The organism is Bordetella genomosp. 9, assembly GCF_002119725.1.
Taxonomy (GTDB): Bacteria; Pseudomonadota; Gammaproteobacteria; order Burkholderiales; family Burkholderiaceae_B; genus Bordetella_C.
Window position 1 is genome coordinate 2228018 of the sequence record NZ_CP021109.1, and the last position, 11800, is coordinate 2239817.

At 67.4% G+C, this 11800-nt stretch carries 10 protein-coding genes and 1 pseudogene; 5 read left to right on the top strand and 6 right to left on the bottom strand.

The features are described 5' to 3' along the window. The first annotated feature begins 70 nt into the window (after nt 1–70). Together CAL13_RS10350 and CAL13_RS10355 are read left to right on the top strand one after the other, a co-directional pair. The gene (locus CAL13_RS10350) at nt 71–1006 is read left to right on the top strand and encodes a LysR family transcriptional regulator (protein WP_086072312.1); all 936 of its coding nucleotides are present in this window, start codon (nt 71–73) and stop codon (nt 1004–1006) included. Nucleotides 1007–1186: 180 nt separating this feature from the next. Continuing rightward, nucleotides 1187–2260: a flavin reductase gene (locus CAL13_RS10355; protein WP_086072313.1), complete on the top strand. Its 1074-nt coding sequence runs from the start codon at nt 1187–1189 to the stop codon at nt 2258–2260. 74 nt (nt 2261–2334) lie between these two features. On the opposite strand, the gene CAL13_RS10360 is transcribed toward CAL13_RS10355, so the two are convergent. The 3 genes and pseudogenes from CAL13_RS10360 to CAL13_RS10370 form a co-directional block, all read right to left on the bottom strand. Then, nucleotides 2335–3132 carry an ABC transporter ATP-binding protein gene (locus CAL13_RS10360; RefSeq protein WP_086072314.1) on the bottom strand — a complete coding sequence of 266 codons (798 nt, stop codon included), beginning with the start codon at nt 3130–3132 and terminating at the stop codon, nt 2335–2337. A gap of 79 nt (nt 3133–3211) precedes the next feature. Continuing rightward, nucleotides 3212–4804 (bottom strand): annotated as a pseudogene (locus CAL13_RS10365) (ABC transporter permease); the annotation flags it as partial. Continuing rightward, the gene (locus CAL13_RS10370; RefSeq protein ID WP_086072316.1) at nt 4804–5844 is read right to left on the bottom strand and encodes a Fe(3+) ABC transporter substrate-binding protein; all 1041 of its coding nucleotides are present in this window, start codon (nt 5842–5844) and stop codon (nt 4804–4806) included. The gene CAL13_RS10370 and the pseudogene CAL13_RS10365, both read right to left, overlap by 1 nt. Before the next feature lie 446 nt (nt 5845–6290). On the opposite strand from CAL13_RS10370, the gene CAL13_RS10375 reads away from it, so the two are divergent. Further along, on the top strand, nt 6291–7067 hold the full coding sequence (locus CAL13_RS10375; RefSeq protein WP_086057325.1) for a ferredoxin--NADP reductase: 777 nt from the start codon (nt 6291–6293) through the stop codon (nt 7065–7067). Nucleotides 7068–7277: 210 nt separating this feature from the next. On the opposite strand, the gene CAL13_RS10380 is transcribed toward CAL13_RS10375, so the two are convergent. From CAL13_RS10380 to CAL13_RS10390, 3 genes are all read right to left on the bottom strand, one after another. Further along, nucleotides 7278–8246 (bottom strand): Bug family tripartite tricarboxylate transporter substrate binding protein, encoded by a 969-nt coding sequence (locus CAL13_RS10380; protein ID WP_086057326.1) that lies wholly within the window; start codon nt 8244–8246, stop codon nt 7278–7280. A gap of 95 nt (nt 8247–8341) precedes the next feature. Then, complete coding sequence (locus CAL13_RS10385; RefSeq protein ID WP_232467806.1) at nt 8342–8806, bottom strand: AtuA-related protein; 465 nt, start codon at nt 8804–8806, stop codon at nt 8342–8344. Beyond that, the gene (locus tag CAL13_RS10390; protein ID WP_086072317.1) at nt 8803–10227 is read right to left on the bottom strand and encodes an acyclic terpene utilization AtuA family protein; all 1425 of its coding nucleotides are present in this window, start codon (nt 10225–10227) and stop codon (nt 8803–8805) included. Before CAL13_RS10390 ends, CAL13_RS10385 begins: the two co-directional genes overlap by 4 nt. Before the next feature lie 93 nt (nt 10228–10320). On the opposite strand from CAL13_RS10390, the gene CAL13_RS10395 reads away from it, so the two are divergent. Both CAL13_RS10395 and CAL13_RS10400 read left to right on the top strand, forming a co-directional pair. Next, nucleotides 10321–11256: a LysR family transcriptional regulator gene (locus tag CAL13_RS10395; protein WP_086057328.1), complete on the top strand. Its 936-nt coding sequence runs from the start codon at nt 10321–10323 to the stop codon at nt 11254–11256. A 40-nt stretch (nt 11257–11296) separates the two neighbouring features. Next, nucleotides 11297–11683, top strand: a complete 387-nt coding sequence (locus CAL13_RS10400) for a Rid family detoxifying hydrolase (RefSeq protein WP_086057329.1) — start codon at nt 11297–11299, stop codon at nt 11681–11683. The last annotated feature ends 117 nt before the right edge of the window (nt 11684–11800 follow it).

Sequence of the window (11800 nt, forward strand, 5' to 3'; positions counted from 1 at the left end):
ATTCGATAGGCAGTATTGGCTCGCCCTACCTCGAAGACAATTTCCACGCTGTGATACATTCATAACCGATATGAATAAATCCCCCGACCCGACCTCGCTGACCCGCCTGGAGCTGGCGGAACTTGAAACCTTCCTGTGGGTCGTGCGGGAAGGCAGTTTCAGCACCGCGGCGCGCAAGCTGCACCTGTCGCAGCCGGCCGTGACGAATCGCGTCCGGCGGCTGGAGGACAAGCTGGGGGTCAAGCTATTGATGCGCACCACGCGGCGCGTCGAAACGACGCCCGATGGCCTGCTGCTTAGCGAGGCGTCGGAAAAAGCGGTGGCGGGATTGCGCGAGGTGCTGGGCCGCTTCCGCGCTGCGTCCGATCACGAACGCAATACGGTGACGGTGGCGGTGACGCCGATGCTGTCGGCCACCGTCATGCCCTCATTGATTCATGCCTATACCCAGCGCTATCCCGACGTTCGCGTGGTGCTGCACGATCTGCCCTACGAGCAGGTGCTGCGGGAAGTGGCCGAGGGCCGCGCGGACCTGGCGGTCGCCGCGCTGGACGGTACGCCGCGCGGGCTGCGTTTCCAGCTGCTGGCCGAAGAGCCCATGTTGCTGGTCGTGCCGGCGCGCCATACCCTGGCGTCGGCGAAGCGGGTCACCATGGACATGATCCTGCCGTATCCGCTGATGATGCTGGACAGGTACAAGCTGCTCTGGAAGCGCCTGAAGGATGAATACGCGGCGCGCGGCGCGCCCTTCAATCCGGCGAGCATTGCCACGTTGCCGACGCTGCTGGGCATGATAGACGCGGGCAACGGCATCACGCTGCTGCCCCGCAGCATGGCGCAGAACAACGGACGCCGGACGCGCATCACGCTCGAAGTGTCGGACCTGGATGCGTCGCGGCGCTACGGGAGCCTGGTGGGACGCAAGGCCGAACTGAACGCGGCGGCGAGCACCTTCCAGACCTATTTGCGCAAGCATTTCAAGGCGACGCTGGAAAGCATTGCTTGAGCCGGCTGGTTTCGCACTTTGCGCCACGGCGGGAAAAAAACCCTGGGGCGGCGCGCAAGGCTTTCATTCCCGTTCGCTATAGACGCATTCAATTCCGCTAATTGTCCCCGCGCATCGGCGCCTCCTAGACTGTGCGCAGTCTGACCAAAAGGAGGGGGCCGCGCCGGCCCGGGACTATTCATGGACACATTCGATCATCGGGAATTCCGCCGCACGCTGGGCGCGTTCACCACGGGCGTCACCGTGGTCACCACCGTGGATGCCGCGGGCAAGGCCTACGGGGTGACGGCCAATTCGTTCAGTTCGGTGTCGCTGGACCCCCCGCTGATCCTGTGGAGCCAGTCGCTGACGTCCAGCAGTTATCCCGCCTTCCGCGAGTGCGAGCGCTTCGTGGTGAATATCCTGGCGGACCACCAGGTGCACGTCTCCAACCAGTTCGCCAAGTCCGGCGATGATAAGTTCGCCGGCATCGCGGTCCGCGCCGGATTGGGTAGCGTGCCCATCATCGAGGACAGCGCGGCGCATCTGGAATGCCGCAGGATCGCTGCGTATCCGGGCGGCGATCATGTGGTGTATATCGGCCAGGTCGAGCGCATACACCGCAGCACGCACCGGCCGCTGGCGTTCGGCGACGGACGCTATCGCGTCACCTTCGCGCATGACCTGGGCGAGATCAAAGGGACCTCGGGCGAGAACGCCGGCATGGCGGCGCTGGAAGCGGTGCGCATGGCAGGCGCGGCGCTGTCCGAGGTCTGCGAGGGCATCGGTCAGCGCACGGTAGGACTGGCGGTGTGGGGCAACAAGGGCCCGACCATCATCCGCTGGGAACCGTCGGCCATGCCCGTCAGTCCGTTTCTGCAGACAGGCGTGGTGGTCAGCTTGACGCAGTCCGCGACCGGCCTGGCTTTCGCGGCCTTTATGCATCCCAGCGCAGTCGAGGAAGCCGTGCAGCGCGAATTGCGCGAGCGCGCCAATGAAGGCAGCCCGGACGACGGTCAATTCGCCTTGCGCCTGGCCGAGGCGCGCCAGCACGGCATGGCGCGAGCGGTAGGGTGCGCGCCATCGCCCCGGCACAAGGTCGTGGTCAACGCCTTCAGCGCGCCGGTGTTCGATGCGCGGGGCGACATGGTGTTGGCGATATCGACCACATGCCAGGCCGAGCGCCTGGGACCGGATTGGGATGGCGAAGTCCCGCAGGCGCTGGGGCAGGCGGCCGCGAGACTTTCGGCGCGCCTCGGATATCGAGGGAAATAGAGCGGTGGCGCGCCTGCGCCGCGCCGTTGCACGGCGGTGTCGTTACCCGGCAGCGTCGTTAACCCGCCGTGCCATTACTCCGCAGCGACCGCCGGGCGTGCGCCACGGGCATAAGCCGCGGCGCGGCGCTCGGCCAGCGCTTCGCGGCGGATGAAATCCGCCACGAAAGCCGTGGCAGGATGATGCCGCAGGTTGTACGGCGTATCCCACTGCGCGACGCGGCCTTCGGTCATGATGCCGATGCGGTCGGCGATGGCGAAGGCCTCCGCCTGGTCATGCGTGACCAGTATCGCCGTGTGCCCCGTGTGCTTCAGGATATCCCGCACTTCGAACGCCAGCCGTTCGCGCGCATCCGCATCCAGATTCGAAAACGGTTCGTCCAGCAGCAGCAGGTCGGGCGAGGGCGCCAGCGCGCGGGCCAGCGCGACGCGCTGCTGCTGGCCGCCGGACAGTTCATGGGGATAGCTGTCGGCGGCCTGCGCCAATCCCACCATTTCGAGCATTTCGGCGACGCGGCGTTCCTGCTCCGCGCGCGGCAGGCGCCGCAGCCCGAAGGCGACATTGCGGCGCACGTTCAGATGCGGAAACAGGGCATAGTCCTGGAACATCATGCCCACGCGGCGCCGCTCCGGCGCTATGCAGAGCCCGGGGCGGGACAGCACCGCGCCATCGAGCAGGATACGGCCGCCGATGGGAGGCTCGAAACCCGCGATGGCGCGCAGCACCGTCGTTTTGCCGCAGCCGGAGGACCCCAGCAGGCAGCCGATATGGCCGCCCGCCAAGGTCAGGGACAAGTCGTCGACCACGCGCAGCATGCCGCGCGGCGTGTCGTAGGCCAGGCTCAGGCGATCGAGTTCAAGCGATGCGGTCATGATGTGCGGTCATGTTGGGATTGCCCTGCGGCCGGGCGCGCGAGCAGGGCTTGCGCGGCGCGGGCAGTCGTTCCTGTCCGCGCGCCAGCAGGATCACCGGGATGAGGCCGGCGGCGACGATGGCCAGCGCGGCCACCGCGCCTTCTTCGTAGGTGCCGCGCGCGGCCTCGGCGTACAGCCAGGTCGCCAGCGTATCGAAGTTCATCGGCCGCAGCAGCAGCGTGGCCGGCAGTTCTTTCATGGCGTCGACGAACACGAGCAGGGCCGCCCCGGCGATCGCCGGGCGCAGCAGCGGCAGATGCACGCGCCGCAGCGTGCCCCCCGGGCTTTCGCCCAGCAGACGCGCCGCCTGTTCCAGCGATGGCGGGATGCGCGCCAGGCCGGCCTCCAGCCCGCCGGAAGCGATGGCCAGGAAGCGGATCGCATAAGCGCAGACCACGGCCGCGACCGATCCCATCAGAACCAGGCCGCTCGCGCCCAGCGTGGCCGACAGGGCGCGATCGAACAGGCTGAACGGCATGAGCAGCCCGATGGCCAGCACGGTCCCGGGCACCGCGTAGCCCAGCCCGGCCACCCGCGCATACAGCTGCGCCGGCCGGCGGCGGCCGCTGTCGCGCGTGGCGCGCGCGGCCCAGGCCACCACCACCCCGCAGGCCAAGGTCACCACCGTAGCCGCCGCGGCGATGCAAACCGTGTTCCCCGCCGCGGCCCACAGCTGGCGCGACACGCCGCCGGCCAGATGCAAGCGCTTCTGTGTTTCCCACAGCAGGTACAGGGCGGGCGCCAGGAAGCCGAGGGTGACAGGCACCGTCCCCAGGCCGGCCGCCATCGCCGCGCGCCAGCCGTGCAAGCGCACCGGCTGCATCGGCCGCATGCGCTGCGCGGCCGCATAGCGCTGGCGCCGCCGTCCATGGCGTTCCAGCAGGATCAGGGCCACTACGATGGCCAGCATGGCCAAGGCGATCTGCGCCGCCGACGCCAGGTCGGAACGGGTGATCCAGGTGGTATAGACCGAGACCGTCAGCGTCTGCACGCCCAGGAATTCCGACGCGCCGATGTCGTTCAGCGTTTCCAGCAAGGCCAGGCTCAGGCCCACCGCGATGGCGGGACGCGCCATGGGCAACGCAACGCGCCAGAACGCCGTGACGCGGCCCGCGCCCAGCGTACGCGCGGCCTCCAGCACGTTGGCGGCCTGCGTCATGAACATGGCCCGAGTGGTCAGGTAGACATAGGGATACAGCGCGCAGCCCAGCACGAAGATGGCGCCGGGCAGCGAACGCAGATCTGGCAATCGGAACTGGCGCGGGCTGTCGTAGCCCAGCAGTGTACGGATGGCGCCTTGCACCGGGCCGATGGGATGCAGCAGGTCCAGGTAGGCGAAGGCGACGATGTAGGTTGGAACGGCCAGCGGCAGCAGCAGCGCCCAGCTAAGGATGCGGCGCCCGCGGAATTCATAGGCGCTAACCAGCCAGGCGCTGCCCGTGCCCAGCACGGCCGTCACCGCGCCCACGCCCAGTAGCAGCAGCCCCGTATTGGCAGCCGCCTGCGGCAGGACGTAATGCGCCAGATGCGACCAGTGGCCGGCATCGGCGCCCAGCGCCTGCCATCCCAGCGCCGCCAAGGGGGCGCAGACCAACAGCGCGATCAGTGCCGCGCCCCAAGACCAAGCCATCAGTTATCGAAGCCCACCTTATCGACGAGCTCGCTCGCTTGTTTGCGGTGCTTGGCGATGTCGGCGACCGACAGTGCATCGACCTTCAGCGGACCGAAGCTTTCCACCACCGGATCCAGCTTTACGCCGGCGCGGATGGGGTATTCGTAATTGGCCTGGGCATACAGGGTTTGCGCCGGCACGGACACCAGGTATTCCAGCAGTTTCACCGCCTGGTCCTTGTTGGGGGCGTGGCGCGCCACCGCGGCGCCGCTGATGTTCACGTGCGTGCCGCCGTCTTTCGCCGTGGCGAAGGTCGGTCGCACCACCTTGATCGCATCGCCCCATTTGCGCGCGTCGGTACCGGGCTCGGCGTTCTTCATGTGGCCGACGTAGTAGGCGTTGGCCAGACCGATATCGCAGATGCCGCCCAGGATGTCGCGGGCGACGTCCCGGTCGCCGCCGGCGGCCTTGCGGGCCAGGTTTGCCTTGACGCCGCGCAGCCATTTTTCGGTGGCTTCGGCGCCGTCGTGCGCGATCATGGCCGCAATCAGGCCGGTGTTATAGGGATGCTGGCCGGACCGGATGCATACCTTGCCTTTCCACTTGGGATCGGCCAGATCCTCGTAGTGGAAGGAGGTGACGGGCAGATCCTTTTCGACGTAGAGCACGCGGTCGCGCAGCGACAACGCGTACCAGGCGCCGTCGGCGCCGCGCAAATTGGCGGGAACCACGGATTCCAGCGTCTTGGAGGGCGCGGGCTGGGTGACGCCGCCGTCCACCAGGTCCAGCAGGTTGCCGATGTCCACCGTCATCAGCACGTCGGCGGGCGACTTGTCGCCCTCGGCCTTGACGCGTTCGAGCAGGCCGTCCTTGACGAACACCGTGTTCACCTTGACGCCGCTGTCCTTGGTGTAGGCGTCCAGCAGGGGCTGGATCAGCTTGGGTTCACGCGTGGTGTACAGCGTCACTTCCTGGGCCGCCATGGCGGGCGCGATGCAAGCCGCCGCAAGGGCGACGGCGCCCGCCAGCCTGGAAAGCGAGAAACGAGGGGATGTCATGAGGTGAGCTCCGGACGGGCCGGCCGGGCGCCCGCGACGCGCCCACGGCCGACTGTTGAACGAAAATTATTATCAGTCAGAGGAGCGGGACGATACCAAGAATCGCTGTTTTGTTCAACTTTCTGTCAGTTTTTGGGGGTGTCGCGAATGCGCCCGTGCCATGCCGGAAGCGGCGAAGCGACACGAACAGCGACGAGGGCTGGGCCCCGCCGCCCGCTCCCCCCGAAGCGGGGCGCCGACTTAGCGCGATGCGACTCCAAGCATGAGCGGCGTTATTTGCTTAGAACGAATCTGTCTCTCCAAATGGCAATTCCTGGGCTCAATTGAGAACCCTTATCAACGAATCCGTATAAAATCGGCGTTTCCCTTATCTCGGACGGCCCTTTTATTCCCCGTCCGGCGGCCGCGCCCGGAACGCTGCCGCGCGACATCCTCGATCACCCCCTATGGCAGCCTTCAACACCGAGCGCGTCCTGAGCGTGCACCACTGGAACGACACTCTTTTCTCCTTCAAGACGACCCGCGATGCGGCGTTGCGCTTCCATAACGGTCACTTCGTCATGATCGGGCTGGAAGTCGACGGCAAGCCGCTCGTGCGCGCCTACAGCATCGCCAGCGCGAACTACGAGGAAAACCTGGAATTCCTCAGCATCAAGGTGCCGGACGGCCCCCTGACATCGCGCCTGCAGCATCTGAAGGAAGGCGACACCATTCTCGTCAGCCGCAAGCCGGTCGGCACGCTGGTGGTCGATGACCTGAAGCCCGGCAAGCACCTGTACCTGTTCGGCACGGGTACCGGTCTGGCGCCGTTCATGAGCATCATCAAGGATCCGGACGTCTACGAGCGCTTCGAGAAGGTCGTGCTGGTGCATGGCGTGCGCTGGAAGAGCGAACTGGCCTACGCCGACTACATCCAGAACGAGTTGCCGGCCAACGAGTTCTTCGGCGACATGGTCAACGGCAAGCTGATCTATTACCCCACCGTCACGCGCGAGCCTTTCCGCAACCAGGGCCGGATCACGCAATTGGTGGAAAGCGGCAAGCTTTTCGAAGACATCGGCCTGCCCCCGCTGAACCCGGAAACCGACCGCGCCATGATCTGCGGCAGCCCGCACATGCTGGCCGACATCAGCGCAATGCTCGATGCCCGCGGTTTCGTGATTTCCCCGGGAGTGGGCGAACCCGGCGACTATGTCGTCGAACGAGCCTTTGTGGAGAAGTAAGGCCCACCCCGGGGGGCCCACCCCCGAAGCGCTGACGCGCTTCCCCCTCAAAGGGGGCGACGCTGGCGGACCGGCGGAGCCGGATCCGCGGCGTCCCCGATCGTGTGGCGCCCGGGTGTGGTTTGGGGCGGCTCGTGTGGGAACGTGTCGCTTCCGGGGCGATGCCGGCGGGGTGGATTCGCGGCGCCTTCGATCGGGTCTCTTGCCGCTTTATTCCGGTTCGATGCCGGCCTGTTTGATGATGGTTTGCCACTTGGTCGATTCCGCCTTTTGGAAGGCGGCGAGTTCGGCGGGTGTCGACGTTGCCGGTTCGGTCCCGGTGGTGGCGTAGAACTGCTTGGCGGCGTTGCTTTCGGTGGCCTTGATCAACAGGGCGTTCAGGCGCTTGACGACCGCGGGCGGCGTGCCGGCGGGGGCATAGGCGGCGAACCAGTAGCCCATCTCGTAGCCCGGCACGCCGGCTTCGGCGATGGTCGGGACATCCGGCGCCAGCGGGGATCGCTTCAGGGTCGTCACGCCGAGCGCGCGCAGCTTGCCCGACTGCACCTGCGGCAGGCCGGTGGCCATGTCTGTGATCATGGTGCTGATCTGGCCGCCCATCAGGTCGGTGACCGCTAGGGGATTGCTTTTGTACGGGACGTGCAGCAGCTTCACGTTCGCCATCTGCTGCAGCAGTTCGCCCGCGATGCGGCTGCTGGAGCTGCCGCTGCCGAAGCTGAGCTTGCCCGGTTCCTTGCGGGCCATATCCAGGAATTCGGCGACGGTCTTGGCGGGGAAGGACGGGTTCACCACCATGATCTGGCTGCCCTTGCCGAGCAAAGTCAGCGGTTCGAAATCCTTGACCGGGTCGTACTGCAGGCGCTTGTACAGGTGTTCGTTGGCGGCGTGCGTGGTGTTGGTGGTGATCAAGACGGTGTAGCCGTCGGGCTTGGCGCGGGCGACGGCCTGCGCGCCGATCATGGCGCTGGCGCCGGGCTTGTCCTCGATGACCACGGGTTGGCCGGTCTGTTCGGTCACGCCCTGCGCAAGGGCGCGGGCGATCTGGTCGGTGGCGCTGGCGGCGGCGAACGGCACGACGAAGGTGATGCTGCGGCTGGGGAAGTCGTCGGCGTGGGCCGATAGCGGCGCGCACACGGCGGCGAGCAGGGCGGCCATGGCCGGCAAGGCGCGGGTCTTCATGATGAGTCTCCTTTGGTCGTTATCGATGTTGTAGGGCTTGCAGGTTGGCGCGGGGCGATGCGGCTGCTCCCACGCCGGTAAAGGTGTTCGCCGCCTCAGGGCGCCGGCGGCGCGGCCGGACCGCCCGGGCGTCCGCGCACGGCGTCGCGCCACGAATCCGTACCGCCGGGAACGTCCGGCAGGCGCGCCGCCAGCCCGGGACTGACCGGCACCGGCATATCGAGCAGCCAGAAGGACAGCGACTTGCCATGCGCGTCCAGGTTCAGCGCGTCATTGACGCCGCCGTCCAGTACGCCGTCCAGAACGAAGTTCATCGCATGCAGCCTGGGCAGGTCGTAGCGGGTGACGGCGCGGGGGCGCCGGTACGAGAACCATTCGCGCACGCGTTCCGCCGTCACATACGCGTCGATGACCGCGTAGCAATCGGCGTCCCACGCGATCAAACTCAAGTTCGAGATATCGCCCTTGTCGCCGGAACGGCTGTGCGCCAGCCGGTAGAGCGGGACACAGACGTCCGCGTTCGCGGCTGCCGCGTCCGCTGAAGGTGTCATATTGCTCATTGCAGCTCCCTGGCCGGATCGAACATTCTCCAGCCCGCCTGCACCGCCGCGCGGTCGATGGTGCAGGAAATCATGTTCAGACGCGGGCGCAGGGAAGTGCGTACGCCGCCGCCGCCGGCCGGACCACAGCAATAGAGGGCGGTCACTTCACGCAGGATGCCTTCGGCAACGGCGCGTTCGGCATGCGCGCCGGCTACGCGCAGCCGCACGTCGCGCGCGTGTCCGTCGGGCAGGGCGTCTCGCAGGACGCCCGCGTCGTTGTCCAGGATGCTGATCGCCCCCAGCAGGTCGATGCGCAGCGGCATCGCGCCCTTCAGGCGCCGGCGCACGATATCCGCGGCCAGGCGCGCGCGGGCTTCGGCCTGCACGCCGGCGTAGGAGATCTCCGCTTCGGCGAGCCATCCGCCGCGATGACAGACATTCACCTTGAGGGTGTCCGGCCGCGCATGGCCGGTGATGCCGGCCAACCGGACGCGGTCCCCGCCCAATTCGATCACTTCGGCGCTGGAAATGTCCGCCACCACGTCGGGGGTCAGGTAACGGGCAGGGTCGTGGACCTCGTACAGCAGTTGTTCCTTGGCGGTGCGCGCGTCCACACGGCCGCCCGTGCCGTCCGCCTTGCCGACGATGAAGTCGCCATCGGCGCCGATCTCGGCGATGGGAAAGCCCGTCTGGTCCAGTCCGTGCACGTCCTTCAGCCCCGGAACGCAGAAATAGCCCCCGCTGACCTGCGTGCCGCACTCCAGCATATGTCCCGCCATGGTGGCGCGTCCGAGCTTTTCCCAGTCGTCTTCGCGCCACCCGAAATGCGCCAGTGCGGGGCCGACGGTCAGGGATGGATCGGCGACGCGGCCGGCCACCACGATGTCGGCGCCGTTGCGCAACGCGTCCGCGATCTGGCTGGCGCCCAGATAGGCGTTGGCCGCCACGACGTCCATCGCGTCGAGACGTTCGCCCAACTGCTCACGCAGCAGCGCGCGTTGGTCGGGGGACGAAAGATCGTCGCCATGCACGATGGCGATGCGGGGCAGGGGAAGCTTCTGTTCGCGCGCCAGTTGCGCGATGCGGCGCGCCGCGCCGGCGGGGTTGGCCGCCCCGAAGTTGCTGACGATGCGGATCCCGTGCGTGTGGCAGCGCGCCAGCACGGGACCGACCAGGTCGTCCAGCAGCGGTTCGTAGCCCGCCTGGGGATCCTGCTGGCGCGCCAGCTGGGCCAAGGCGAGCGTGCGCTCGGCCAGGGTTTCGAAAATCAGGGTGCCGCCGCCACGCGCGGCGAGCGTGTCGACCACGGGGCCCGCGCCGTCGGTGCGGTCGCCGGAAAAGCCGGACGCACAGCCGATCAGCAGCGGCGCCGCCTCGCTCGGGCCGGCCTGTTCAGGCGTTGCGGCGCCTTGCCTGGATGGGCTTTTCTCGTTGGACATGGCGTTCTGTCTGCAGGGTCTCCGGCGGCCACTATAGGGAGGGCTCGCTCATACGTAAAATAGAAATAAAAGATCGATTGATAGAGAAACCCCATGAATCTGTCGGCCCGGCATCTGCGCGCTTTCGTCGCCCTGGCGGAGGAAAAGCACTTCACGCGGGCCGCCCAGCGCTGTCACCTGACGCAGCCCGCTTTCAGCGCCCTTATCCGCGCCATCGAGGACGCCGCCGGGATGCGGCTGTTCGACCGCACGACGCGCCACGTGGAATTGACCGCCGAAGGGCGCATCCTGGAAGCATCCGCCCGCCGGCTGCTCGCCGACTTCGACCTCGTCATGGAAGACCTGCGCGATCATGCGGCGCGCCGCCGCGGACGCGTCGCCGTGGCGGCCCTGCCATCCCTGGCGGCCGGCTGGCTGCCGCCCATCCTGGCGGACTTTCACCGCGCCTATCCCGGCATTGCATTGACGCTGCGCGACGCGCTGCTGGACGCCTGCCTGGACATGGTCCGCAACGGCGAGGTCGATTTCGCGGTGGCCGCGCGCCGTGCCGACATGTCGGATCTGGACAGCGAGTTCCTGCACGCCGACCGCTTCCACCTGGTCTGCCGGGACGACCACCCGCTGGCCGCGCAACCGGCGGTCACGCTGGCGCAGGTCGTCAAATGGCCGCTGATCCAGCTCGCGCCGAACAGCAGCGTGCGCCAACATCTGGACGCGGCGCTGGCGCGGCGCAAGCTGCGGCCCCTTGTGGAAGTCGAGCATCTGGCCACCGTAACCGGGCTGGTGGCGGCCGGGATGGGCGTAAGCATCGTGCCGGCGATGACGCTTTTCCATTTCCGCCGCCCGGGCCTGGCGATACGCCCGCTCGCGGGCAAGGCCCCGACGCGGTCGCTCTACCTGGTCAAGCGCGCCGGGCGTACGCTGCCGCTGGCCGCGCAGACCCTCTACGGCGCGCTGTTGGCCCAGCGTGAACATATCGCCGCCATCGAGGCCGCCCCGGGGGTTTCGCGGCGGTCTATGGATGATTAAACTTCGATAGATTCCCTATTCACTTTTTGAGGACCGCGCCATGAGCAAGCAAATCATCCACACCCAGGACGCGCCCAAGGCCGTGGGTCCCTATGCCCAGGCGGTCGCGGTCGCCGGCGCCAAGACGGTGTACCTGTCGGGCCAGATCGGCCTGGAGCCGCACAGCGGCGAGCTGGTGTCCGAAAGCTTCGAAGGCCAGGTCAAGCAGGCATTCGCCAATATGTTTGCCGTCGTGCAGGCGGCCGGCGGGACCAAAGAGAACGTCGTCAAGCTGACGCTGTTCCTGACCGACCTGTCGAAATTCGGCACGGTCAACGCGATCATGGAAGACCTGTTTCCGCAGCCGTATCCGGCGCGATCCACCGTCGGCGTGGCCAGCCTGCCCAAGGGGGCCCAGTTCGAAGTGGAGGCGGTGGTCGTCCTGTAGCGAACCCCGGCTTTCATCGCGCCGATCACCATGCCAGCTGCCGTGGCCACCGGTAAGGCTCGCGCCCCGGCCAAGCCCGAAGCCGCCGCCGCGCCGCGCAGCGATACCGCGCGGCGC

Coding starts and splice junctions, on each gene's coding strand:
- CAL13_RS10395 (WP_086057328.1), top strand. CDS start 10,321: ATGAATCTGTCGGCCCGGCATCTGCGCGCTTTCGTCGCCCTGGCGGAG.
- CAL13_RS10350 (WP_086072312.1), top strand. CDS start 71: ATGAATAAATCCCCCGACCCGACCTCGCTGACCCGCCTGGAGCTGGCG.
- CAL13_RS10390 (WP_086072317.1), bottom strand. CDS start 10,227: ATGTCCAACGAGAAAAGCCCATCCAGGCAAGGCGCCGCAACGCCTGAA.
- CAL13_RS10380 (WP_086057326.1), bottom strand. CDS start 8,246: ATGAAGACCCGCGCCTTGCCGGCCATGGCCGCCCTGCTCGCCGCCGTG.
- CAL13_RS10355 (WP_086072313.1), top strand. CDS start 1,187: ATGGACACATTCGATCATCGGGAATTCCGCCGCACGCTGGGCGCGTTC.
- CAL13_RS10375 (WP_086057325.1), top strand. CDS start 6,291: ATGGCAGCCTTCAACACCGAGCGCGTCCTGAGCGTGCACCACTGGAAC.
- CAL13_RS10385 (WP_232467806.1), bottom strand. CDS start 8,806: ATGAGCAATATGACACCTTCAGCGGACGCGGCAGCCGCGAACGCGGAC.
- CAL13_RS10360 (WP_086072314.1), bottom strand. CDS start 3,132: ATGACCGCATCGCTTGAACTCGATCGCCTGAGCCTGGCCTACGACACG.
- CAL13_RS10370 (WP_086072316.1), bottom strand. CDS start 5,844: ATGACATCCCCTCGTTTCTCGCTTTCCAGGCTGGCGGGCGCCGTCGCC.
- CAL13_RS10400 (WP_086057329.1), top strand. CDS start 11,297: ATGAGCAAGCAAATCATCCACACCCAGGACGCGCCCAAGGCCGTGGGT.